The organism is Beggiatoa leptomitoformis (assembly GCF_001305575.3).
In the GTDB taxonomy this organism is placed as follows: Bacteria; Pseudomonadota; Gammaproteobacteria; order Beggiatoales; family Beggiatoaceae; genus Beggiatoa; species Beggiatoa leptomitoformis.
Genome location: NZ_CP012373.2, coordinates 1,816,858 through 1,840,689, shown reverse-complemented (window position 1 = coordinate 1,840,689; position 23,832 = coordinate 1,816,858). Strand labels below are relative to the sequence as shown.

The 23,832-nt window shown below is 40.8% G+C and carries 21 protein-coding genes; 8 read left to right on the top strand and 13 right to left on the bottom strand.

The window, feature by feature from the left end; genetic code table 11:
* Nucleotides 1-11: 11 nt before the first annotated feature.
* Nucleotides 12-188 carry a translocation/assembly module TamB domain-containing protein gene (locus tag AL038_RS18940; protein ID WP_236839513.1) on the top strand — a complete coding sequence of 59 codons (177 nt, stop codon included), beginning with the start codon at nucleotides 12-14 and terminating at the stop codon, nucleotides 186-188.
* A 124-nt stretch (nucleotides 189-312) separates the two neighbouring features.
* On the opposite strand, the gene acs is transcribed toward AL038_RS18940, so the two are convergent.
* Nucleotides 313-2,250, bottom strand: a complete 1,938-nt coding sequence (gene acs / locus AL038_RS07710) for an acetate--CoA ligase (protein ID WP_062151341.1) — start codon at nucleotides 2,248-2,250, stop codon at nucleotides 313-315.
* A 477-nt stretch (nucleotides 2,251-2,727) separates the two neighbouring features.
* Between acs and glnL the strand changes: the two genes are divergently transcribed.
* A complete protein-coding gene (gene glnL / locus AL038_RS07705; RefSeq protein WP_062151339.1) occupies nucleotides 2,728-3,798 on the top strand; it encodes a nitrogen regulation protein NR(II) in 1,071 nt (356 codons plus the stop codon).
* On the top strand, nucleotides 3,795-5,207 hold the full coding sequence (gene ntrC / locus AL038_RS07700) for a nitrogen regulation protein NR(I) (protein WP_062151320.1): 1,413 nt from the start codon (nucleotides 3,795-3,797) through the stop codon (nucleotides 5,205-5,207). Before glnL ends, ntrC begins: the two co-directional genes overlap by 4 nt.
* Nucleotides 5,208-5,357: 150 nt before the next feature.
* On the opposite strand, the gene AL038_RS07695 is transcribed toward ntrC, so the two are convergent.
* From AL038_RS07695 to clpS, 3 genes are all read right to left on the bottom strand, one after another.
* Nucleotides 5,358-6,161 (bottom strand): undecaprenyl-diphosphate phosphatase, encoded by an 804-nt coding sequence (locus tag AL038_RS07695; RefSeq protein WP_062151317.1) that lies wholly within the window; start codon nucleotides 6,159-6,161, stop codon nucleotides 5,358-5,360.
* A 224-nt stretch (nucleotides 6,162-6,385) separates the two neighbouring features.
* Nucleotides 6,386-8,680 (bottom strand): ATP-dependent Clp protease ATP-binding subunit ClpA, encoded by a 2,295-nt coding sequence (gene clpA, locus AL038_RS07690; RefSeq protein ID WP_062151314.1) that lies wholly within the window; start codon nucleotides 8,678-8,680, stop codon nucleotides 6,386-6,388.
* Between the two features lie 33 nt (nucleotides 8,681-8,713).
* Nucleotides 8,714-9,034 (bottom strand): ATP-dependent Clp protease adapter ClpS, encoded by a 321-nt coding sequence (gene clpS, locus AL038_RS07685; RefSeq protein WP_062151311.1) that lies wholly within the window; start codon nucleotides 9,032-9,034, stop codon nucleotides 8,714-8,716.
* A gap of 218 nt (nucleotides 9,035-9,252) precedes the next feature.
* Between clpS and AL038_RS07680 the strand changes: the two genes are divergently transcribed.
* The 3 genes from AL038_RS07680 to AL038_RS07670 all read left to right on the top strand — a co-directional run bounded on the left by AL038_RS07680 (nucleotide 9,253) and on the right by AL038_RS07670 (nucleotide 11,566).
* Entirely contained in the window at nucleotides 9,253-9,690 is a 438-nt protein-coding gene (locus tag AL038_RS07680) for an RDD family protein (protein WP_062151308.1), read from the top strand.
* 303 nt (nucleotides 9,691-9,993) lie between these two features.
* Nucleotides 9,994-10,785, top strand: a complete 792-nt coding sequence (locus AL038_RS07675) for a cysteine hydrolase family protein (protein ID WP_062151305.1) — start codon at nucleotides 9,994-9,996, stop codon at nucleotides 10,783-10,785.
* A 43-nt stretch (nucleotides 10,786-10,828) separates the two neighbouring features.
* A complete protein-coding gene (locus tag AL038_RS07670) occupies nucleotides 10,829-11,566 on the top strand; it encodes a VWA domain-containing protein (RefSeq protein WP_062151302.1) in 738 nt (245 codons plus the stop codon).
* Between the two features lie 92 nt (nucleotides 11,567-11,658).
* Here the strand turns inward: AL038_RS07670 and AL038_RS07665 are convergent, their stop codons facing one another.
* Nucleotides 11,659-12,165 (bottom strand): tellurite resistance TerB family protein, encoded by a 507-nt coding sequence (locus AL038_RS07665; protein WP_062151298.1) that lies wholly within the window; start codon nucleotides 12,163-12,165, stop codon nucleotides 11,659-11,661.
* A gap of 273 nt (nucleotides 12,166-12,438) precedes the next feature.
* Entirely contained in the window at nucleotides 12,439-12,939 is a 501-nt protein-coding gene (locus AL038_RS07660) for a tellurite resistance TerB family protein (protein ID WP_062151295.1), read from the bottom strand.
* 314 nt (nucleotides 12,940-13,253) lie between these two features.
* Between AL038_RS07660 and AL038_RS07655 the strand changes: the two genes are divergently transcribed.
* Nucleotides 13,254-13,808 carry a hypothetical protein gene (locus AL038_RS07655; RefSeq protein ID WP_062151292.1) on the top strand — a complete coding sequence of 185 codons (555 nt, stop codon included), beginning with the start codon at nucleotides 13,254-13,256 and terminating at the stop codon, nucleotides 13,806-13,808.
* 89 nt (nucleotides 13,809-13,897) lie between these two features.
* Here the strand turns inward: AL038_RS07655 and AL038_RS07650 are convergent, their stop codons facing one another.
* From AL038_RS07650 to AL038_RS07635, 4 genes are all read right to left on the bottom strand, one after another.
* Entirely contained in the window at nucleotides 13,898-15,136 is a 1,239-nt protein-coding gene (locus AL038_RS07650) for a multifunctional CCA addition/repair protein (RefSeq protein WP_062151289.1), read from the bottom strand.
* Nucleotides 15,137-15,162: 26 nt separating this feature from the next.
* A complete protein-coding gene (locus AL038_RS07645) occupies nucleotides 15,163-16,722 on the bottom strand; it encodes a GTPase family protein (RefSeq protein WP_062151286.1) in 1,560 nt (519 codons plus the stop codon).
* 3 nt (nucleotides 16,723-16,725) lie between these two features.
* On the bottom strand, nucleotides 16,726-18,420 hold the full coding sequence (gene recN / locus AL038_RS07640; protein WP_062151284.1) for a DNA repair protein RecN: 1,695 nt from the start codon (nucleotides 18,418-18,420) through the stop codon (nucleotides 16,726-16,728).
* 68 nt (nucleotides 18,421-18,488) lie between these two features.
* The gene (locus AL038_RS07635) at nucleotides 18,489-19,172 is read right to left on the bottom strand and encodes a nuclease-related domain-containing protein (RefSeq protein ID WP_201800141.1); all 684 of its coding nucleotides are present in this window, start codon (nucleotides 19,170-19,172) and stop codon (nucleotides 18,489-18,491) included.
* A 173-nt stretch (nucleotides 19,173-19,345) separates the two neighbouring features.
* Here AL038_RS07635 and kdsA point away from each other — a divergent pair, with 173 nt between their 5' ends.
* Nucleotides 19,346-20,179: a 3-deoxy-8-phosphooctulonate synthase gene (kdsA, locus tag AL038_RS07630; RefSeq protein WP_062151280.1), complete on the top strand. Its 834-nt coding sequence runs from the start codon at nucleotides 19,346-19,348 to the stop codon at nucleotides 20,177-20,179.
* 86 nt (nucleotides 20,180-20,265) lie between these two features.
* Here kdsA and leuC read toward each other — a convergent pair whose 3' ends face one another.
* The 3 genes from leuC to iscU all read right to left on the bottom strand — a co-directional run bounded on the left by leuC (nucleotide 20,266) and on the right by iscU (nucleotide 23,797).
* Entirely contained in the window at nucleotides 20,266-21,672 is a 1,407-nt protein-coding gene (gene leuC / locus AL038_RS07625) for a 3-isopropylmalate dehydratase large subunit (protein WP_062151278.1), read from the bottom strand.
* A gap of 164 nt (nucleotides 21,673-21,836) precedes the next feature.
* Entirely contained in the window at nucleotides 21,837-23,012 is a 1,176-nt protein-coding gene (locus AL038_RS07620; RefSeq protein WP_161575452.1) for a C-type lectin domain-containing protein, read from the bottom strand.
* A 380-nt stretch (nucleotides 23,013-23,392) separates the two neighbouring features.
* A complete protein-coding gene (gene iscU / locus AL038_RS07615; RefSeq protein WP_062151276.1) occupies nucleotides 23,393-23,797 on the bottom strand; it encodes a Fe-S cluster assembly scaffold IscU in 405 nt (134 codons plus the stop codon).
* Nucleotides 23,798-23,832 lie beyond the last annotated feature (35 nt).

Genomic DNA, 23,832 nt, shown 5'->3' with positions numbered 1-23,832 from the left:
TAAGCAACGCTATGTTAAGTTTAGGCACGTATTTAACACCTCAACTATATGTAGGTTACGGGCTGAGTTTGGTTAATCAAAATAGAATTTTTAACATTCGCTATGAATTAAGCCGTAAATGGGGTGTTGAAGCCTCCATAGGCACAGAAGATAAAGGGGCTGATTTTTCGTATATTTTGGAGTGGTAGAAAGATATTACCGCTTCAAATGCTTTCCCGTTTTCATGTATTCTTGCTTGTTGTGATAACAGCCATAAAAAAAGCGTGTGACCTTTAAAAATCACACGCTTATCTTTGGAGCAACCTTAACCCATTATGATTTAACTGCGCGGTTCGTCACTAAATGATCAACAACGCTTGGGTCTGCTAAGGTGGAGGTATCCCCTAAGTTTTCTACCTCATTCGCGGCAATTTTGCGCAAAATACGGCGCATGATTTTACCTGAACGGGTCTTAGGTAATGAAGGTGCCCATTGAATCACATCAGGCGATGCAATAGGGCCAATTTCCTCACGGACTAAACGAACTAAATCTTTTTTCAATTCTTCACTGGGTTCGATGTCTGCCATTAAAGTAACATAAGCATAAATACCTTGTCCTTTAATATCATGTGGATAGCCGACAACTGCAGCTTCCGCAACGGCTTCGTGTAATACCAGCGCACTTTCTACTTCTGCCGTTCCCATACGGTGTCCAGAAACGTTGATAACATCATCAACCCGACCCGTAATCCAATAGTAACCATCCTCATCACGACGTGCGCCGTCACCTGTAAAATAGTTACCCGGATAGGTTTTGAAATAGGTATCAATAAAGCGGTCATGATCACCAAATACTGTCCGCATTTGGCTTGGCCAAGGACGAGTAATAATCAAATTACCTTCAGTTGCCCCTTCTAATATATCCCCTTCATTGGTCACTAACGCAGGAACGACACCAAAGAAAGGCAGGGTAGCTGAGCCGGGTTTCAGCTTGGTTGCACCCGGTAATGGGGTAATTAAAATACCACCTGTTTCTGTTTGCCACCAAGTATCTACAATAGGACAACGGTCTTCACCAATAATATGGTAGTACCATTCCCATGCTTCAGGATTAATAGGTTCGCCAACGCTACCGAGTAAACGTAAGCTCTTACGGCTTGTTTTAGTGACTAATTCATTACCTTGTCCCATTAACGCACGAATGGCGGTGGGTGCAGTATAGAATATATTAACCTGATGTTTATCAATAACTTGCCAGAATCGTCCTGCGTCTGGGTAGGTGGGTACACCTTCAAACATTAAGGTAGTTGCACCATTAGCCAGTGGACCATAGACGATGTAAGAGTGACCAGTTACCCAGCCTACATCAGCGGTACACCAGTAAATATCCCCATCATGGTAATCAAAAACATATTTATGCGTCATCGCGGTGTAAAGAATATAACCACCTGTACTATGCAATGCGCCTTTAGGTTTACCTGTAGAACCAGAGGTATAGAGGATAAATAACGGGTCTTCTGCGTCCATTTCTTCGGGCGCGCATTCGGCGGAAACTTTTTCTATTTCTTCGTGATACCACACGTCGCGTCCAGCAACCATATCCATGTGACGACCTGTATGACGTACAACAATCACTGTGCGCACATTAGGACAATGGGCTACGGCTTTATCGACATTGGTTTTTAAAGGGACAGGACGACCACCCCGTAAGCCTTCATCAGAAGTGATAACAACTTCACAACCAGAATCTAATACGCGGTCTTTTAGGGCTTCAGGAGAAAATCCACCAAATACAATAGAATGAACCGCACCAATTCGTGTACATGCTAACATGGCAACGGCGGCTTCTGGAATCATGGGCAGATAAATACAAACGCGATCGCCTTTCTTAACCCCTTGTGCTTTTAACACATTGGCTAAGCGGCAAACTTTTTCGTATAACTCGCGGTAAGTAATTTTTTTATCAGATTGAGGATTGTCACCTTCCCAAATGATAGCGACTTGATCACCGCGTTTTTCTAAATGACGATCTAAGCAGTTGTAAGATACGTTTAATTTAGCCCCTTCAAACCAACGAATTTTCCCTTCATGGTAATTCCAATCTTGGACTTTATCCCACTTTTTAAACCAAGAAATAAACGCATCCGCCTGTTCAGCCCAAAAATTGTCTGAATCATTCACTGAACGCGCATACATTTCCTTGTATTGCTCGGCATTGATGTAGGCGTTAGCGGCGGCTTGTGGTAACACATCATAGACCTTTTCAGACATGCTTATTCTCCTTTGTTGTGTTGTAGCTCCACCCCTTGGGGCAGGGTTGGTAAGTGACCAAAAAATCTTATTTTAATGCCAGACTAGTTGACATATCTACTTTCTTAGCAGGTAGTTTTTCTACTTTAACAGTACGTTACATCTATTTTTTGTTTTTATAGAAATAACAAATTGATTTTATTATACATTACAAGCATTATCCCAGAAAGCACGTTTTATTGTAATCCGCTTTTTATAATGCTTCCTTAATATAAATAAATTTTAATGGTTTTCATAATATTTTTGATAGATGTAATGTGATTATTTATGGAAAATTTCTCAACTGAAACGCACTATTTTAGTGCAACCTTATCATGCAACCGCATTTTATGCAGCACAGCTTTTCATTTATATTAAATAAATTCAATAAAATAATGCTATTTTTTCAATCGGCATACTTATTGCGACATTAGCCACGATTTATTTTGGAACATAGGCATGATACAAGCAAAACTCGCACAGACTATTTTAGAAAATCTCACTATTGCAGTTTTATGGTTTAATCAGCAATTGCGCTTGCAAGCCATGAATCCTGCCGCTGAGACCTTGCTCGAAATTAGTGCAAAGCAAGCGAAAGGACAGTCTGTTAATGAATTGTTTCCTGACATGACATTATCAGGCAAACCACTGGTTGAACTCATGCAACACCATCGTGCAGTAATTGAACATGGTATCCGTTTACGCTTGCCATTGGCGCGAATGATTACCGTAGATTGCAGTATTACCCCGATATTAGACGAACACGCGCAAACCCATTTTCTTGTAGAATTCACAGCGATTGACCAACACCTGCGCATTGCAAGAGAAGAAAACTTGCTACTACAACAACAAGCCGCACGCAATATCGTGCGTGGACTCGCCCACGAAATAAAAAACCCCTTGGGTGGATTGCGCGGTGCAGCACAACTCTTAGAACGGGAACTCCCTGATCCACGACTGAAAGAATATACCACGATTATTATTGGTGAGGCTGACCGATTACAGAATTTAGTCAATCGTATGCTAGTCCCTAATACTGCAACGCACAAAAAATGGGCAAATATTCACCAGATTTTAATCCGTGTTAGCCAACTCATCGCCTCAGAAACACGAGAATGCATTACCATTGAACACGATTTTGACCCCAGCATTCCCGAAATATGGGCAGATGCTGACCAACTGATTCAAGCCGTCTTAAATATCATGCGTAATGCCGTACAAGCCATGAATGGCATTGGCGATATTATCCTGCGTACCCGTATCACTCGGCAAATGAGCATCGGCAATAAACGCCACAGATTAGTTATTCGTTTAGAAATTATCGATAACGGTCCGGGCGTTCCTGCGGACATGATTGACCATATATTTTATCCACTGGTGACAGGACACGCACAAGGAACAGGGCTAGGACTCTCAATAGCTCAATCGCTGGTCAATCAACATGGTGGCTTAATTGAATGTACCAGCAAACCCGGTGAAACGGTGTTCACCTTATGGTTACCAATGGAATATGGAGAAAATGGGGTATGAAAAAATCAGCAGATGTATGGGTTATTGATGATGATAAATCAATTCGTTGGGTATTAGAAAAAGCCCTCACCCAAGGCGGGTTTAATGTCACCTGCTATGACAGCGCGAATGGTATTTTAGCAAAGCTCAATCAACAACAGCCACAAGTCATCATGAGTGATATTCGGATGCCGGGCATGGACGGATTTACGCTTTTAGAAAAACTGCATGATTTGTATCCACATATTCCTGTTATTATCATGACAGCTTATTCCGATTTAGAAAGTGCGGTTGCGGCTTATCAAGGCGGTGCTTTTGAATACCTACCTAAACCGTTTGATGTGGACGATGCAGCAGAACTTGTACGCCGTGCTATTCAAAAAAGTGAAGAAAGTAGCCCTACGCCTGAAATTGACCCCAATGTCAAAGCCAGCGAGATAATTGGCTCTGCACCCGCAATGCAAGAAGTTTTCCGCGCGATAGGACGGCTTTCACGTTCTAATATTACCGTTCTCATCACAGGCGACTCAGGTACAGGCAAAGAACTGGTTGCCCGTGCATTACACCGTCATAGCCCGCGCGCCGAAAAACCATTTATTGCCTTAAATACAGCCGCTATTCCGCGCGAACTACTAGAATCCGAATTATTTGGACACGAACGCGGTGCATTTACAGGCGCATTAACCCAACGGCGTGGACGTTTTGAACAAGCTGATATGGGAACACTGTTTTTAGATGAAATTGGCGATATGCCCGCAGAACTGCAAACGCGCCTCCTGCGTGTACTTGCGGATGGTACATTCTTTCGCGTGGGTGGACACACCCCCCTAAAAGTAGATGTTCGCATTATTGCAGCAACCCATCAAAACCTAGAACTACGTGTACAAGAATCCACTTTTCGCGAAGATTTATACCACAGACTCAATGTTATTCGGATTCACCTGCCACCATTACGTAAGCGTCGTGAAGATATACCCGCACTTATGCGACACTTTCTTCTTTCAGCCGCTCGAGAACTCAGCGTAGAAGTAAAGACACTACACGCCAATACAGAACGTTATCTTACCCAATTAGATTGGCCGGGTAATGTTCGCCAATTAGAAAACGCATGTCGTTGGTTGACCGTCATGGCATCAGGACAAGAAATTTTATTAGATGACTTACCGCCAGAATTACGTTTACCCAGCGTTCAAATCCAAGACCGACTAAATTGGGAAGAAAGCCTAAATCAATGGGTAGAACAACGGCTTGCATTGGGAGAAGAAGGCTTATTAAATGATGCTCTGCCACGTTTTGAAACCGTAATGATTAATACAGCACTCAAATACACAGGCGGCAGACGACAAGAAGCCGCAAAATTATTAGGATGGGGACGTAATACATTAACCAGAAAAATTAAAGAACTAGGAATGGGTGAAGAAACGGAATAATGGATATAGGCTTAATTTGACAGATAAAATTAAACATTATTTTCGTTTAGCGTTATAAAAAACGGATACCACCGCCTAAAACGGTAGTATCCCTGTATTATTTAGACCGTTCTGATGCTTTATTTAGTGCCAATCATAAAAAACAAACTATTACTGTGATATCCATATCAATAAAAAAGCACCCAATACCAAACGGTAAATAACGAATGGCATCATTCCCATTTTTTCTAATAACCCCATAAATAAGCGAATACATAAATACGCACTTATTGCAGAAAATAAAACACCTAACCCCATATCTAACCAAACTAATTGGTCAGCCTGTTTTAATAATTTCAATGTTTCCATTCCCCCCGCCAAAATAATAATCGGGATAGATAATAGAAAAGAAAATCGAGCTGAAGCAGTGCGATTTAACCCCACCAATAATGCAGCCGTCATTGTAATACCTGAACGCGACACACCGGGAATAACGGCTATTGCCTGAGCAATCCCAATAATCGCAATATCACGCCATGTTAATTGATATTCTGTCCGCCGATGTGTTCCTGTTTTATCTGCATAACCCAATAATAAACCGAATATAATTGTTGTAATAGCAATAATTAAAGTTGTGCGCAGTGCTTCATCTACATCTAATACCGACATAATTAAACCAATTAATGCGACAGGTATTGTTCCTAATCCTACGCCCCATACCAGACGACTCTCATCCGTTAATTGACGTGTTAGACATGATTGCCACCACGCGACCAATAAGGGGCGTAAATCATGGCGAAAATACCATAAAATGGCGGTCAGCGTCCCAACATGCACGGCAACATCAAAAGCTAATCCTTGGTCTTTCCAACCCAATAATTGCGGAATAAAAACCAAATGCGCCGAGCTAGAAATAGGCAAAAACTCTGTTAGCCCTTGTATAACAGCCAAGATGATAATATGTGAAAGTTCCAATCTTTTTTCCTTTTTTAATACAGATGTTATAGATAATAAAACGGATAACACCGCTTAAAGCCGTGCTATCCGTGCTTGTTGATGGTTTACTGTAACAGCAAATAATTCACAACGACTATTAAATAAACGTTATCTACGCATCAAATAAAAAAGACCTGATGTCGTTAAACATCAAGTCTTTATTAATATTTCGCGTGAATTGTTTCGCTTTTATTCAAAAACAATTACATATCTGCTGGTTCTTCTTCTTTCACCATCAAGCGTTTTTCATCCGCTTCAAAGCGTAAGACAATATCGTCTTTTTCTTCTTTCACAATCACATGTCCGCCTTTCTCTAGCTTACCAAATAGCAATTCTTCTGCCATGGGTTTCTTGATTTTATCTTTAATCAAGCGAGCCATTGGACGCGCGCCCATTAAGGGGTCATAACCATGTTTTGCCAACCATTTACGCGCCGCATCTTCAACTTCAATCGTCACGTTTCTATCAGCTAATTGCGCTTCTAACTCAATAACAAACTTATCAACCACGCTACTAATCGTATCTTCTGCTAAGGACTTAAACTGGATAATAGCATCCAAACGGTTACGAAATTCAGGACTGAATAAGCGTTTAATCGCCTCCATTCCATCTGTCGTATGGTCTTGCTGATTGAAACCAATAGAAGAACGGCTGACTTGTTCCGCCCCTGCATTAGTTGTCATGATAATCATTACGTTACGAAAATCTGTCTTGCGCCCATTTGTATCGGTCAATGCGCCATGATCCATCACTTGGAGTAACAGATTAAACACATCAGGATGGGCTTTTTCAATTTCGTCCAGTAATAACACAGAATGCGGATGTTTATTAATGGATTCTGTTAATAAACCACCTTGGTCAAATCCCACATAACCGGGCGGCGCGCCAATCAAGCGTGATACTGTGTGGCGTTCCATGTATTCAGACATATCAAAACGTATCAATTCTATGCCAAGAATACGGGCTAATTGGCGTGTTACTTCCGTTTTACCCACCCCTGTAGGGCCTGCAAGCAAGTATGAACCTATCGGCTTTTCTTGATGTCCTAAGCCAGAACGTGACATTTTGATAGCGGCGGCAAGCATACCAATTGCATCATTTTGTCCAAAAACAACCATTTTCAAATCACGTTCCAAATTCAACAAAACATCTTTGTCGGACAGGGAAACGTTTTTCGGTGGAATACGGGCAATTTTTGCCACGATATTTTCAATATCCGCAACATTAATAATCTTTTTGCGTTTAGAAACAGGTTGTAACCGTTGTTTCGCGCCTGCCTCATCCAACACATCAATGGCTTTATCAGGCAGATGACGGTCGTTAATATAACGTGCAGAAAGTTCTGCGGCTGCACGTAGGGCTTGGCTGGCGTATTTAATATCGTGGTGTTCTTCAAGGCGTGATTTGATGCCCTTTAGAATTTGAATCGTTTCTTCTACAGAGGGTTCTGGCACGTCAATTTTTTGGAAACGACGTGACAATGCACGATCTTTCTCAAAAATACCACGATATTCTTGATAAGTGGTTGAACCAATACATTTTAACTCACCAGAGGCTAACGCAGGTTTAATTAAATTAGACGCATCCATTGCCCCACCCGATGCAGCACCTGCACCAATAATGGTATGAATTTCATCAATAAATAACACTGCATTGGGTTCTTTACGGAGTTGTGCTAAAACGGCTTTTAAGCGTTTCTCAAAATCACCACGATATTTAGTTCCTGCCAACAATGCGCCCATATCTAGCGAATAAATAACGCTATTTAAAAGCAATTCTGGTACTTTACCATCGGTGATTAATTTAGCTAATCCTTCTGCAATGGCCGTTTTGCCGACACCTGCTTCCCCAACAAATAAGGGGTTATTTTTCCGTCGTCTGCACAAAATTTGTAACGTGCGTTCGATTTCATTTTGCCGTCCAATCAAGGGGTCAATCTTGCCCATGATGGCTTGTTCATTCAAATTTACGGTATAGGCTTCTAACGGATTTTTACTGCCTGAAGGTTCAACCGTTGCTTCTTCATCTTGTGAAGGGGATAAATCCGTATGTTCGGGGTTGTTTTCAATTTTAGAAATGCCGTGAGAAATAAAATTCACGACATCTAAGCGGGCAACATTTTGTTTATCTAGGAAATAAACAGCTTGTGATTCACGCTCACCAAAGATAGCCACTAACACATTTGCGCCTGTCACCTCTTTTTTACCAGAGGATTGGACGTGAAAAACGGCTCGTTGTAAAACCCGTTGAAACCCTAACGTTGGTTGAGTATCACGGTCGTCTTTTTTCGACAGTTTTGGCGTACTTTCTTCTAAAAAGTTACTTAAATCACGCCTTAACATGTTCATGTCGACACCGCAAGCGCGTAATACCTGCACAGCAGACGAGTTGTCTAGCAGGGCTAATAATAAATGTTCAACCGTCATAAACTCATGCCGCTTTTGACGGGCGTTTTGAAAGGCGGCGTTTAAAGTTGCCTCTAGTTCCTTACTTAACATGTTTTTTATGACCTCTAATCAATTACGCGCTTATCAAGCCGTCTCCATCGTACAGAGGAGGGGGTGCTGACTTTCACGAGAGTAGTTATTTACTTGGGCTACTTTAGTTTCAGCAATTTCACGGGTGTAAGTACCACAAACGCCTTTCCCTTGCGTGTGGACTTGCAACATCACACGGGTCGCGGCTTCCCGATTCATCGTGAAAAAAACTTCTAATATATGCACGACAAATTCCATTGGCGTGTAATCATCATTCAACAGTACAACATTATAAAGCGGTGGACGTTTTAATTTTGGTTTGGACTCTTGAACGCTAAGATCGTCATCTAACTGGGGTGTTGGTAAATTTGCCATACGTATCAATTACTATAAAATTCAACTATGAAATGGGAGGTTGTATATCAGCGTATCTGGTTATCTACTATCTGACAATCCCTACGGCTCTGTCTATTTGGTAGCTAACTAAAGGATTTTACAATACAATTCTTTTTCATAATCAGTCTATTATTCACCGTTAAAATTATCTAACGGCTTTTGATCAAAGTTTATATTCAAGCGTAGAGATTTCAAGTATGTCACCGTGTATAAATCCCACAGAATTTTTTGCGGGTCAACCTGTCAGTTTGGCACGTCATGTCGCCGTTCTCGTTTATGAGAGTTTGTTACTCTTTGCCGTTTTGTTTATCGCGGGCTTATTAGTGTTGCCAGTGACACGGGGTAATCCAAGCATTTTTTATACCCTTTACTTATTATTGGTGAGCTTTGGATATTTTGCTTGGCATTGGCGTAAAGGATGCACTTTAGCCATGCAAGCATGGCGAGTTAAAATACGCTCTGTAGATGGTCAACGTATTACGTGGAAACAAGTGGTTATCCGTTTTACAGTTGCATTTTTATCCATTGCTTGTTGTGGGTTAGGTTTTTTTTGGTTGTTATTTGATAAACAAAAACGCACATGGCACGACATTGCCTCTTGCACACAGTTGGTGCATATTCCAAAAAGTAAATAGCAGAATCTTTTTAGCGTATAAAGTAAAAATGAATAACGGAGAATTCTGCATAACGCAGCGTTCTCCGTGCTGCTGTTGCAAAAAGTTTATTCAACCGATTTTTAGATTTATCTCCGCAATTTGTACTAATCCCTGCTAATATTTTTATCCATAAAAAATAATAAATTAAATCGTAAAATAGGATTTGATAGCGTAGGTATTTTCTCTCACTTTACAAAGTTGCATTTCTAAACTAAGATAGTTTCGTATAGAAAATAAGGTCGGGCAGTTAGATTATTTAATAACCCAGAGGTGAGTATTATCATGAATTTACAATTTCTTATCATAGACCCGCAAAATGATTTTGCGAATCCGAAAGGTAGCTTATTCGTTACAGGTGCAGATAAGGATTCTGAACGCCTTGCTGCCATGTTAAAGCGGCATATCAGCAAAATTGATGATATTCACGTAACGCTTGATTCTCATCACTGGATGGATATTGCGCACCCCATTTTTTGGATGGATAGCAAAGGCAATCATCCTGCACCTTTTACGACCATTACTGAGGATGATGTAAAAAACGGTAAATGGCGAACGACGCAACCTAACTGTCAAGCACGCGCGTTGGCTTATGTACAAGCGTTAAAATTGGGCGGACGTTATGATTTAACTATTTGGCCACCCCATTGTTTGATTGGGCATTATGGACACAATGTAGTTGACCCAATTGCGAAAATGTTAATTGAATGGGAAAACCAATTAGCCATCGTGGATATGGTAACTAAAGGTTCAAACCCTTGGACAGAACATTACAGTGCGGTACAAGCCGACGTACCCGACCCAGAAGACCCCAGCACACAGTTAAATACACGCTTGATTAATACCCTAGAGGAAGCGGATTTAATCGCCCTTTCGGGGCAAGCCTTATCGCATTGTGTCGCAAATACCATTCGGGATATTGCCAATAATTTTGGCGAAGCGAATATTTCTAAAATGGTGCTTATTGATGACACAAGTTCCCCTGTGCCGGGTTTTGAGGCGATGGCAGAACAATTTTTACGTGAAATGAAAGGACGTGGAATGCGGACAGCGAAGTCCACTGAGTTTTTAATATAAATAATCGTCTTTTTATTACACTGTTTTTAAAGGAGAATATATCATGCCTAAATTTGACAATATGCAAACTACGGTATTAGCAGGCGGTGGCAATTTCCAATTTTCCGCAATTCGTCCTGATAAGTTGGGCGCGACAGAATATACTTTAGTCTCTATCGTTGTAGATGTTAGCTCTAGCGTGAATAGCTTTAAAAAAGCCTTATTGGACTGTATTAAATCTATTATTCAAGGTTGTCAGCGCAGTCCACGTGCGGATAATTTGATGGTACGTTTATTAACGTTTAATGATAGTCGTCAAGAAATACATGGCTTTGTTCCGCTGAATCAGATAGACCCAAACAGTTACGCAGCCTTGCAATGTAGTGGTGCAACTGCCCTTTATGATGCGTGTTACGATGCTATTGCGGCAACCAATACCTATGGAAAAACCCTGTTTGACCAAGATTTTGGAGTGAATGCAGCCGTTTACATTATCACGGATGGTGAAGATAATCGCTCAACCGTTACGCCGAAAATGATTGCTAAACAAGTGCATGATATTAGCAAAGATGAGTTTTTAGAATCGATGATTACCGTCTTGGTTGGCGTGAATACGGCTAACAGTACGTCATCAGGATATTTACAGCTTTTTCAAACCGAAGCAGGGTTAAATCAATTTGTTGAAATTGACGCGGCAACGCCTGATAAATTAGCAAAATTGGCGGCGTTTGTAGATAAAAGCATTCGTTCACAAAGCCAAGCACTGGGTACGGGTTCAGCCTCACAACTGCTAACGTTTTAACCAACGACGCGCAAAAAAAACACTGCCCCGCTTTGTCTTATGCAAAATGGGGCAGTGTTATTTAAAAATCTTGTTCTACTAAATGACTGAGATTAGCCTTTAGATAAGGTGACTTGATAACTGGGGTCATTCTTTGGGTTAGATTGGTTAGTAAAGACAGAACGGTCGTTTTTTAACGCGATAACTTCAAAAAACGGCGTGAAGCGTGCCTCACTAATACCGAAGGCTTGTAAGAATTTCCCAAACATAGCCTGTTCTTGGGGTTCTGCCTGTCCATCAGATAAAGAAGAATCAATTAAATTAGTAAGAATACACATTTTTTGCGCGTCACTGAGTAAGGGCGTGGCTTCTGTTAAAAATTGGTCAACAGAATGGCTTCTCGTATAGCGTTGCGCACTGTCTAACAATTGCCGACTATTTGCCCCGACACCAATCGTTCCGCCACTTTCTTCCCCGCCTAATACTGCCAGCAGTTGTCCGACTTCTTCGTTATCAATTTCTCCATCAGCACTAATCATGTAAAGCAAGGAGGTTGCAAAGGCTAAGTGTGGTGTCATTGCCGCGCCTGAATCCCCTTTAAACATATCAAATAAACCCATCTTTAAGACTCCTTAATCAAAAATAGTTATGGTCATATTGCTAAACACAGAAGTAGCTAAAAACATACACATCATAAATAGCTTTGACATAATATGGCTGATAAAAATGAAGTCAAGGGGGAATTCACAAAGACAAAACACTTTTTAACGGATTACAACAGACACTCATCCCCTATGTCATACACCACTATTGTTTTTATCCGCATTAGAATTTACTGGGCTATTAAAACTTCCAGAATTAAAACAATGGGGTGTTTGCCACAATCTATCTATTTAATAATTCAGTTCTACATGGCTAAGTGCATTTTTTGGATGCGCTGGATTGGTAAAAACAGAACGGTCATTTTTTAACGCGATAACTTCAAAGAAAGGAGTGAAGCGTGTTTCACTGATGCCAAAAGCATGTAACAATTTACCAAAAAGAGTTTGTTCTTCTGATTCGGGTTCGCCATCAGCAAAAGAAACATCTATCAAGTTGACGAGAATACACATTTTTTGTGCATCACTTAATAACGAAGCAGTATCAGCAATAAACTGTTGCATAGTATGACTTTTTACGTAACGTTTGGCACTTTCCAATAATTGTCGACCATTTTCGCCAACACCAATCACATTATTCTTCTTTTTGCCACCTAACACAGAAAGCAACTGTCCTACCTCTTCATTATCCACTTCCCCATCTGCATACATCATATAAATCAATGCAATTGCAAAGGCTAAATGCGGAGTCATTGTAGTCCCTGCATCCGTTTTAAACGCATCAAATAAACCCATTTCAATGATACCCCTATATAAAATAACTGATTGACATAATATTATGGATTAACTTAACTTCGAATAAGATTTATACTGCGAAGATAAAGATAAATATTGTTAATATAAACAATTAAATATATTACTACAAATTGCTAAAAATGCAGATATTCCTCATGACGCTGAAACAGGACTAATCCTGTTTATCCCTTAGCACAGCGGTATGTATCCTTGCTACACTTTCAACATGATTATTTATACTTGTGCCGTACTTTAATAACGACAAATACATCATTTATACGACATAATGTATTTTCAAAACAGGGAATAGTACCATGATTAAACACAATAATAATGAAAAATCCGTGATAACACACTTACAAAAAGGTGTTCCACTGGACAAGCGAGTCACTGCGATTGAAGTAGAACAACTACGTCAGCAGAAAGATGTAACCGAAATTACCCTTGCTTTTCATGAAGCAACGGATTTATTTGGCGAGGATTTGGAACTAGGAAATATTTTGATTGAAGTTAGCGATGATTCATTGGCTAAAGTGATTGATGAAGAAACCGCATTAGCCTTAGCCAATATGCCCGCTATAGATAATCGTCGGGATAAGATAATTCCGAATATCGATACGAACACAATGCTATTAGGGTTGGACACAGAAATTGCTGAACCTGTTTTAACAGGTAATTATGTAATTCGCTTTCAATTTTCTAAAAACACTCCTGTTAGTGAATGGAATGATGAAACATTAGGATGGCGCGAAGCAGGGCAAGGCACACGTTTTCGTGATGCCGAATATGCAAAATTACGAATATTACAACTTAAGAATAAATGGCCTGACTATCCCATTGTTTTACACGAATTAACTAGTGAAGCCTAACACACAAAACATGCGATTAAACAATTGTTGTTCTGCCGATGTTTTTTAACTTGTCCGTAAGCAGGTGTTTTGTATGGAATGAGGAGGATTTAATTATCTTCCATTGTCAGCGTTGCGGATTCTTTTTTCCACTGTCTAATTGCCGATAACTGTCGACGTTTTAATTCCTCGCTGATGGCTGCCCCTGTTATGCCTTCCGCAATAATCGTTTGCACGCTAACATTTTTGGCAGCGATAAAGGCTTGTTGAAAGATTTCTGCTTGTGGATAAGCAATATCCTCCATACCCGTCCGTCCTTTTGCATCTGCCTCACACGCTAATAAAAAGTGCTTAAACCGTTGTGGACGGCGAAACGCATCTAATGCTTGCAACGTTTCCAGTAACGTTTTAGCTTTTAAAGCCGTTACTTGATGACAATGTGTATGGTAACGCGCCACTAAAACCGCCAATTCGCGGTAGTCTGTCGGCACATGGTATTGGGTGCATAATTTTTCGATCAGTGGCACGCCTGCACCCTCATGCCCGTAATGGTGCGGTAAAATCTCAGGCGCGGTTACGCCTTTCCCCAAATCATGGGTTACTGCGGCAAATAGCACACTTGGTTCATTCGTCAGCCGACGCGCCGCTTGCAAAGACAATAGGGTGTGAATTCCCGTATCAATCTCAGGGTGATATTTTTCAGGTTGCGGAACGCCGAATAGTTTATCAATGGCGGGGAAAATACGGGCTAGTGCGCCACATTCACGTAATACTTGAAAAAAACGTTGCGGATTTTCTTCGGTTAAGGCTTTTTGAGTTTCTTGCCATACTCGTTCAGGGACTAGTGCGTCCACCTCTCCATTTTCTACCATTGTTTGCATTAAGTGTTGGGTTTCTTCTGCAACGGTAAAACCAAAACGCGCAGCAAACCGAGCAACCCGTAAAATTCGCACAGGGTCTTCTACAAAAGCAGGGGAAATATGGCGCAATAACCCTAATGCTAAATCAGCTTGTCCATTGAATGGGTCATATAGTTGCCCTTTATGGTCTTGCGCAATGGCATTAATGGTTAAATCGCGTCGTTGCAAGTCGTCTTCAAGCGTGACATCGGGCGAGGCATGAACATCAAAGCCTGTATAGCCTTTGCCTGTTTTTCGTTCAGTGCGGGCTAGGGCATATTCTTCTTTAGTTTCAGGATGTAAGAAAACAGGGAAATCTCTGCCTACTTGTGTGTAACCTAACTGTTGAAGTTGTTCAGGGCTTGCCCCAACCACAACCCAATCATGGTCTTTAACAGGACGATTCAATAACTTATCACGAACCGCCCCCCCCACTTGATAAATATCCATTTATTTATAACCTTGATATAAAAACACTATTTCTTTTTAAACGCATCTACTTTCTTAACAAAACCACTAAGCGTATCAACAAAGAATTGTCCCGCATTTTTCGTTTGTGTCATTAGTAATTGTCGCTGTTCAACTTTTTTATACTCATCTACACACCGTAGGTATTGATGTTCCTGCGCATGAGGCAGATGATGCAGTATCGCAGGCATTAAGCCTTCTTCAATATTATAGTGTCTATCGGGATGTGTATTAACAGGCACGATGGTTGTAGCAGCATCCTGTAATTCGGTTTTAACAACATCAATAACCGCACAAATCATTTGTGCTTTTTTCGAGTTTTCAGGATTTAATAAATCATAAGGCGGTTGCCATTCTTTAACAGGGCTGAGTTTATCAATTTGCGTTAATGCAATGATAATCGGTGGTAAAGCATGTGAATTGTCAGTTTGATAAATCGTATGAATACATTGCAATATCGCTTTGTCCGCACTTCGTGCAGCCGTATTAGCCGCACAAACCAGAAGAATAACATCCGCATTTAATATTTGTGATGTCAACTGAACGGCTAATTGTTGTGCATTTTCTACCGTATCATACCCTTTTGTATCAAGTAATAAGGTCAATCTATCCGCTAACAACATTTGATAGGGTATCACTGCCTCTTCTTGTTTGGTGGGTAATAGATTAGTTTCTGCCTGTACATTATTTGATAACGCATTAATTAAACTGGATTTACCTGCATTAACCTGTCCAATCACCAAAACCCGCAATGGTTCTGCCACAATAATCGGCGGTAGATTTAAATCTTTTCGGCTGATATTGCTAATAAAATCGCTTGGTTCTGTCAAGATTAAGGTATTGCTGTATAAGCGAATACTGTAATAGCCCACTTTTTCTACATACATTTTTAAGAGCTTCTTTTTCACCTCATCACTGACGGAATTAATAATTTTTTCCGTTGCGATACCTTTTAATTCACGAATAATTGCCGCAACAGGGCTGAGTGTAAAGGATGCAACCCGATAAACATTATAATATTTTTCTAATGAGGTCGCCCATTGATACCCTTGAAAGACATCTGACAAACTCGTGATATGGCTCATCGGAATATTTTCAGCAACATATTTTTGTAAGTCCGCGCTGACTAATTCAATGATTTTTAACAAATGCGGTAAAGGAATATCCCAGACGGGATGCGCTGAGTCAGGTTTATAATGATGTGCAACTTTAGATAAAACACGCTGTCCTAGCATAAATAATTTATTTGTATCTTCAATCGGATAATCTTCAACCTTAACAGTATTAGCCATGTTTAAGATGTCTTGCCATAGTGCTTGGGTTGCCGTATTGCTTGGAATGTAAGCAGGAAAAACAGCGTCGTTTGTCTCGGGGTTATATTTTTTTATATATTCTTGTTTAAGATGAACTATCCACCACCACGCCAGCCCAGCCCAAGCCGCGCCCAAGCCTAGCCACATAATTAATAACTGCTGTTCCCATAGCCATAAACCACCTAAAATCAATAAAATAACAAATGGTGTAATCAGCAAACCGAATGCAATAAGAAAACGTACAAAAGAGGTCACTTATCAATCCCCTATCATTGAGTGAGTTCCACGTTGCAACATTTCTGTTGCGTGAGCAAGCGTTTGCGGTGTCATTTCCACACCGCCCAACATACGCGCAATTTCTTCAATCCGTTGTTGCACATTAAGGGCTTTGATTTGGGTTTGAGTCACTTGTTTACGAACGGTTTTACTCACTTGTAAATGATGATGTCCTTGACAAGCAACTTGGGGTAAATGCGTAATGCACAACACTTGACGGTTTTCACCCAGTTTTTGCAATAATTGCCCAACAATTTCCGCCGTCCCGCCGCCAATCCCAACATCCACTTCATCAAATACCAGCGTAGGCACACCGCTTTTTTGAGCAGTAATCACTTGAATAGCTAAACTAATACGGGATAACTCGCCACCCGATGCCACTTTTTGCAAGGATTTAGGGGCTTGCCCGGGATTTGCACTGACGAGAAATTCAATTTTATCCATTCCCAAAGGGCTTGGGCTTGCATCAATATCGGGTGTAACCACTATTGATAACTGACCACTGGGCATTCCTAAACATTGCATATTGCGCGTGATTTGTGCGGCTAAGGTAATCGCCATTTGGCTGCGTTGTTGCGACAAGACAAGTGCTGCCTGTTGATAGGTTTGTAATGCTTGTTTTAATTCAATTTCTAACAAATGGGCGCGTTGTTCATAATTTTCTAATCCGTCTAACTGCTCGCATAACTGCGCGTAAACTTGAGGTAGGGCTTGTACTTTTACCTTATGTTTGCGTGCTAAGGTTTGCAAACCTGCAATTTCTTGTTCTAATTGCACTAACCGACTGGCATCAATATCTAAATGATTTAAATAGCTATGTAACTCACTAATAGCTTCTTGTGTTTGAATAATGGCACTGTCTAACAAGGTGTTAATACTGGTTAATTGTGCATCATGTTGTTGAACGCTACTGATTTCTTGTCCTGCTTGTACCAAGCTAGACAGCACAGCATAGCCCTCATCTGCATCTAATAATTGCAACGCGCGTTGTCCGTTTTCCAATAATTGACTGGCATTTGCAAGTCGGCGATGTTCACTGTCTAATTGCGTAATGGCTTCATCGGTCAAGGTATAATTTTCTAATTCTTGTACCTGATAACGTAAAAAATCTAATCGTGCTTCTCTATCCGCAGCATTACCGCCTAATGCTATCAAGTCTGTTTTGCACTGCTTCCAGTGTTGATAGGCGTGAGTCGCCGCTGTCAGCAAGCCTTGATTATCACTCATATCATCTAATAATTGCCGTTGAACTTCTTGTTTTAATAAAGACTGATGCGCATGTTGTCCATGAATATCAATAAGTAATGCACTTAAATCCCGCAATAACTGTACATTTACCGCTTGTTGATTAATAAAGGCTTTAGAACGACCATTATTACTGATAATCCGTTGTATTACACACTGTTCTGGATGTTTAACTTGTAGAGAAATATCATGCTGTTGTAACCATGTTTGTAATGTTGGCGACAACAGAAAAGTGGCTTCAACTAGCGCACTGTTTGCCCCTTGTCGGACAAAATGACTTTCCGCCCGCTCGCCCAATGCCAAGCCTAACGCATCAATTAAGATAGATTTACCTGCCCCTGTTTCCCCGCTAATAATGGTTAAACCAGTGGCTAAGGGTAAAGTGAGTTTTTCAACAACGGCGAGATTTTCTATGTGAAGCGCATGTAGCATATTAAGAATTAAATCTTAAAATAAGTGGGTGAGAGTTTAACAGCGGTGAATATATACACATTGATTTTTCATAAGTTTTTAATATAACGACAGGTTGGATAACGACTACAGCCTAAAAATTGTTGTCCGCGATGGCTGCCTGTTTTTGCAGTTCTTAATGTCAATTTTGCACCGCATTGAGGGCAAATATCTGTAGATTCAAAGCGTTTTTTTAATGCGTCGACATGTTTTTGTGTATTTGCAAAACTGTTTTTTAATTTTCCCGTGCTTAATTTGTCACAAATTGTTTTAACCTCACTGTCAGATAATAAAACGACTTTTTTACTTTTTATATAACTGGTATAAGAATGGGTTAGTACATTATCAGGCATCGCCGTTTTTAATTCAGCCGTTCCCCAAAACATCACAACGGAGTGGAATTTGTTTTCTTCTAATGCAAGTAGTTCGGATAATGTTTTAATATGTAAATAATTTTGTCTAAGCGGGTTTTGAAAAGTATATTTTTCTTTGAATAACGTTTGTGTCCAAGTTGCTTGTTTTTCATCGCCAAAAATCCAACCTTTCATATTTTTAGCTTCTGTTACAAATATGCCATATTTAGACACAATAATATGGTCGATTTGCGTTGTATCGCCATTTACACGCGGAAGTAACACATTATTAAAAACATGATAAATTGAGTTATCTAAGAAAATAAATTGACTAAATGCCCCTAAAAACTCCCCAACGTGTCCTTTTATAGCAGTAAACAAACTTTTCATAATCCCCCCAAAATTATAAAAGACATTTAATGATACGTTATCTATTATAAATGACAACGCTGTGTAACCATTGCGTTTTACTCGCTGCGTATTTTAGCCATTACAAGCAAATAGTTATCTGTGTATCGCCGACCCCTTTTACTTTTAATTTGATGATTTTCATGATGAATCTATGTGGTTTTCCCATTGGCTTAAATAGCCCACTTTTCCTTATTGCAGGTCCTTGCGTTATTGAATCTGAACAGCTTGCCTTAGATACAGCGGGTACTTTAAAAGAAATTACCCAAAAATTAGGTATTCCGTTTATCTATAAATCCTCTTTTGATAAAGCAAATCGCTCATCACACAATAGTTTTCGCGGGTTAGGCATTGAACAAGGACTGGCTATTTTAGCCACTGTTCGCCAACAAATTGGTGTTCCCGTTTTAACTGATGTGCATGAAGACAGTCCATTAAATGAAGTTGCAAGCGTTGTGGATGTCTTACAAACCCCTGCGTTTTTATGTCGTCAAACTAATTTTATTCAAAATGTTGCCCGTCAAGGCTTACCAGTGAATATTAAAAAAGGACAGTTTCTCGCGCCTGATGATATGCAAAATGTAGTAGAAAAAGCAAAATATACTGGAAATCATAATATTATGGTGTGTGAACGCGGTGTTTCTTTTGGCTATCACAACCTCATTGTCGATATGCGTTCCTTAGCCATCATGCGTAAAACAGCTTGTCCTGTGGTTTTCGATGCAACCCATGCCGTGCAACTACCCGGTGGACAAGGGCATTCATCGGGGGGACAACGTGAATTTGTGCCTGTTCTTGCGCGGGCTGCTGTAGGGGTAGGCGTTGCAGGATTATTTATGGAAACCCATCCAACCCCTGAAACCGCTTTAAGTGATGGTGCAAACTCATGGCACTTGCACAGAATGGCAGAGTTATTGGAAACTTTAAAAGAATTAGATGATACCGTGAAGAAAAAAGCGTTTATAGAAGAAACAATGTAATTCTATTTATCCATTATCGGTAACAAAAAAGGCTGGCAGTTTTAAAGCACTGCCAGCCTTTAATACGCTTTGCAACACATCAGGGATTAGACGGTAACAAAATGTCCTGCAATTGCTGCTGCTGCCGCCATCGCAGGACTGACTAAATGCGTCCGTCCGCCCTGACCTTGCCGACCTTCAAAGTTCCGATTAGAGGTAGAAGCACAACGCTCACCGGGTTGTAAATAATCGGCATTCATGGCTAAACACATAGAACAACCTGGTTCACGCCATTCAAAACCTGCCGCTCTAAAAATTTTGTCCAGCCCTTCTTTTTCTGCTTGGGCTTTTACCAACCCAGAACCCGGTACGACTAGGGCAAGTTTGATATTACTGGCCACTTTTTTACCTTTTACCACGTCAGCCGCTGCGCGTAAATCTTCAATGCGTCCATTGGTACAGGAACCGATGAAAATTTTATCGGGTTTAATCTCGCTAATCGGTGTGCCTGCAATCAGCCCCATGTAGTCTAAGGCACGACGCACGCCATCTGCACGGGTTGGGTCACTAATTTTAGCGGGGTCAGGTACATTTCCATCAATGGGCAATACCATTTCGGGAGAAGTTCCCCATGTCACTTGTGGTTTAATCTTGCTTGCATCTACATGTAACACATGGTCAAACACAGCATCTGCATCGCTGTGTAAGTTACGCCACACAGCAATCGCTTTGTCTAAGTCTGCGCCTTTAGGAGAATAGGGACGACCTTGCACATACTCGATGGTTTTATCATCCACCGCAATCATGCCCGCGCGCGCGCCTGCTTCAATCGCCATGTTACAAACCGTCATGCGACCTTCTATTGATAAGGCTTGAATGGCAGTACCGCCAAATTCAATCGCATAGCCTGTACCGCCTGCAGTCCCGATTTCGCCAATAATTGCAAGAATAATGTCTTTTGCAGTGACACCAGCATTAACTTGTCCATCAACGCTAATCAGCATATTTTTAGATTTTTTCTGGATTAAGCATTGCGTTGCTAAAACATGTTCTACTTCTGAAGTCCCAATACCAAAAGCTAACGCGCCAAATGCGCCATGGGTTGCGGTGTGTGAATCACCACAAACAATAGTCATACCGGGCAGTGTTGCACCTTGTTCAGGGCCAATAATATGTACAACCCCTTGACGTGGGTCGTTAATAGTAAATTCGGTAATGCCAAAGAATTGGCAATTTTCATCTAACGTTTGCACTTGCAGACGAGAAACAGGATCAACAATCGCAGAAACGCCGCCACTGCGTTCTGCGGTGGTGGGAACATTGTGATCGGGAACGGCAAGATTTGCACCCACGCGCCAAGGTTTGCGGTTTGCCAAACGAAGCCCTTCAAAGGCTTGGGGAGAAGTCACTTCATGAACGAGTTGACGGTCAATATAAAGTAAAGCAAAGCCATTTTCATCAATCCGTACAACGTGTTCATCCCACAATTTATCGTATAAAGTTTTTCCAGACATGCTGTGTTATTCCTGACTTTTTGTTGCTATCAACACCCGTTAGGTTTAACGGGCGATACAGGCTTAATTATGGATGAAGTATGGCAATTTCACAATTATGTGGGCGGGAAGTTTTTTTCTGAACGTCTTGGGTGTAATCATTACACGCAGCATTATAGAAAATATCAACGTGCATTAAACGTGTCCCACTCGACACCAAACGTGAAATTTTGCCCTTGTTGCATTTGTAATTGATAGTAGGGCGTATTATTCTCATTAATTTTAACGGCTAAACAAGGAATCACTAATTTACCCGTTGCGGGTGAATAGGTTGCCGTGCATTCATTTTTTGATAGCGGATTTTCTGTCATCAGCTCTTCATATTCAATAAGGTATCCATTCGCAAACAGCGGCTGCGTTACTGGGTTATACCAAGCTAACTCATAGGTGCTGGCTGTCATCAAGGGAATGAATCCTTGAAACGTAGGTTCTTCAGAATAATATGCTGGGAATGGGGGCAAACTAAACGTATTTTCTTCCCCAGTTATCCACGCTACTTTTAAGGTATTATCCCATTGTCCGCCTAACCAATAAGAATACCAAACTCTACTACAAATTAAGCTAGGAACAATACAAAGACTATTGCTTCTCTCTCCCAAAAAAGCGGTTACTAAAAACGCATTTTCTTCCGCGCTGGTGATGGTTACTAAATGTCCTCTCATCCCTTCCCATGTTGCAGCTTCTGCCGCTATTCTCGCGCTGTTCCAATCAATAGAGTTGATTATGATTCGCTGATACCAATGGTCATTTCCACCTTCTGCTTTGCGCCATTGTAACGGTACTGTGACAATATAGCCTGATTTATCGGGTGGGGTTTCATACTCAATGACAAATCCTTCTAATATCGCGTTACAGTTCTGGTCATTCCACTCGCCAGATAAGGTCATTGCTAGGCAATTTTCATTATTATCCGTGTCATTCGGTTCGCCTGCTTTCCATAGGCTATAGGTAAAACTTGTTCCATCAGACCATCCCCACGCGCCTGCTGGTTCATTGTCCACATTGGCTTGTTTACCCCCTAGCCACACACCATGCGTAAAAGTAGCCCGACAATCCGCATCGTTATTACAGAACCATAACATGGGATGATTCTGAATAATAAAATTATTTTCCTCAGCACTGTCAATTTTAGCTAAATGCACAGTCGGATCACCCATTGACGCAACTAACCTTTCTGCCGTTGCATAATCAGCCCGATATTGCACCACATCATAGTAATGCCCGTCACCACCGCCCCAATAGATGGGGATTGATAACGGTAACGCATTTGCATTTACGCTAATAAATAACAGTAAAAACATTATATTTGCTTTAAACATACGCATAATGAACCCCCAATAATTCAAAATGGAAAAATCTAATCCAATGAATTAAAGCTGTTTTTTATTTCATATTGAAAGTGTAGCAGATTTTTATATTTTTACGCTGTAGTAAAGCAATATTATGCAGATAAAATAGCTTATTAGCGTTGTTTTAGCGGGGGAGTGACTTGGGGCGCGTGGGGTTCGTTGATTTTATCTGTCTATGGAATACAAACTAGTCAGTGATATGATTGATTTTATAGCGGATATAGTGACAAGTATTGATGCGTTGCTTAATATTTCGCCCGATTAATAGCGTAATATGTGACCAATGAGTGTGTTACAGTGCAAAAAGACACACTGATAACACACCCTGCTTGTTAAACCACGCCTTCCGATTGTTCTGTTACGGCTTTCTCTTGATAATCCTTAATCGCTGCTTTAATTGCGGATTCTGCTAAAACGCTGCAATGGATTTTCACGGGGGGTAATGCCAGTTCTTCTGCAATTTGGGTGTTTTTAATAGAAGCGGCCTCTTCTAAGGTTTTGCCTTTTACCCATTCGGTTAATAACGAACTGGACGCAATAGCAGAGCCACAACCATACGTTTTGAATTTTGCATCTTCAATCACGCCTTGCTCATTAACCTTGATTTGTAAGCGCATTACGTCACCGCAAGCAGGCGCGCCAACTAGCCCCGTGCCAATTGAGGGGTCTTGTTGATCAAATGTACCCACGTTACGGGGGTTTTCATAATGATCGATAACTTTGTCGCTGTATGCCATTTGTATTCTCCTACATGCAACTGAAAATAAAATAA

Coding starts and splice junctions, on each gene's coding strand:
- recN (WP_062151284.1), bottom strand. CDS start 18,420: ATGCTACATGCGCTTCACATAGAAAATCTCGCCGTTGTTGAAAAACTC.
- AL038_RS07655 (WP_062151292.1), top strand. CDS start 13,254: ATGATTAAACACAATAATAATGAAAAATCCGTGATAACACACTTACAA.
- AL038_RS07675 (WP_062151305.1), top strand. CDS start 9,994: ATGAATTTACAATTTCTTATCATAGACCCGCAAAATGATTTTGCGAAT.
- AL038_RS07670 (WP_062151302.1), top strand. CDS start 10,829: ATGCCTAAATTTGACAATATGCAAACTACGGTATTAGCAGGCGGTGGC.
- AL038_RS07680 (WP_062151308.1), top strand. CDS start 9,253: ATGTCACCGTGTATAAATCCCACAGAATTTTTTGCGGGTCAACCTGTC.
- clpS (WP_062151311.1), bottom strand. CDS start 9,034: ATGGCAAATTTACCAACACCCCAGTTAGATGACGATCTTAGCGTTCAA.
- AL038_RS07665 (WP_062151298.1), bottom strand. CDS start 12,165: ATGGGTTTATTTGATATGTTTAAAGGGGATTCAGGCGCGGCAATGACA.
- glnL (WP_062151339.1), top strand. CDS start 2,728: ATGATACAAGCAAAACTCGCACAGACTATTTTAGAAAATCTCACTATT.
- AL038_RS18940 (WP_236839513.1), top strand. CDS start 12: ATGTTAAGTTTAGGCACGTATTTAACACCTCAACTATATGTAGGTTAC.
- acs (WP_062151341.1), bottom strand. CDS start 2,250: ATGTCTGAAAAGGTCTATGATGTGTTACCACAAGCCGCCGCTAACGCC.
- kdsA (WP_062151280.1), top strand. CDS start 19,346: ATGAATCTATGTGGTTTTCCCATTGGCTTAAATAGCCCACTTTTCCTT.
- AL038_RS07620 (WP_161575452.1), bottom strand. CDS start 23,012: ATGTTTTTACTGTTATTTATTAGCGTAAATGCAAATGCGTTACCGTTA.
- clpA (WP_062151314.1), bottom strand. CDS start 8,680: ATGTTAAGTAAGGAACTAGAGGCAACTTTAAACGCCGCCTTTCAAAAC.
- leuC (WP_062151278.1), bottom strand. CDS start 21,672: ATGTCTGGAAAAACTTTATACGATAAATTGTGGGATGAACACGTTGTA.
- AL038_RS07660 (WP_062151295.1), bottom strand. CDS start 12,939: ATGGGTTTATTTGATGCGTTTAAAACGGATGCAGGGACTACAATGACT.
- iscU (WP_062151276.1), bottom strand. CDS start 23,797: ATGGCATACAGCGACAAAGTTATCGATCATTATGAAAACCCCCGTAAC.
- AL038_RS07650 (WP_062151289.1), bottom strand. CDS start 15,136: ATGGATATTTATCAAGTGGGGGGGGCGGTTCGTGATAAGTTATTGAAT.
- ntrC (WP_062151320.1), top strand. CDS start 3,795: ATGAAAAAATCAGCAGATGTATGGGTTATTGATGATGATAAATCAATT.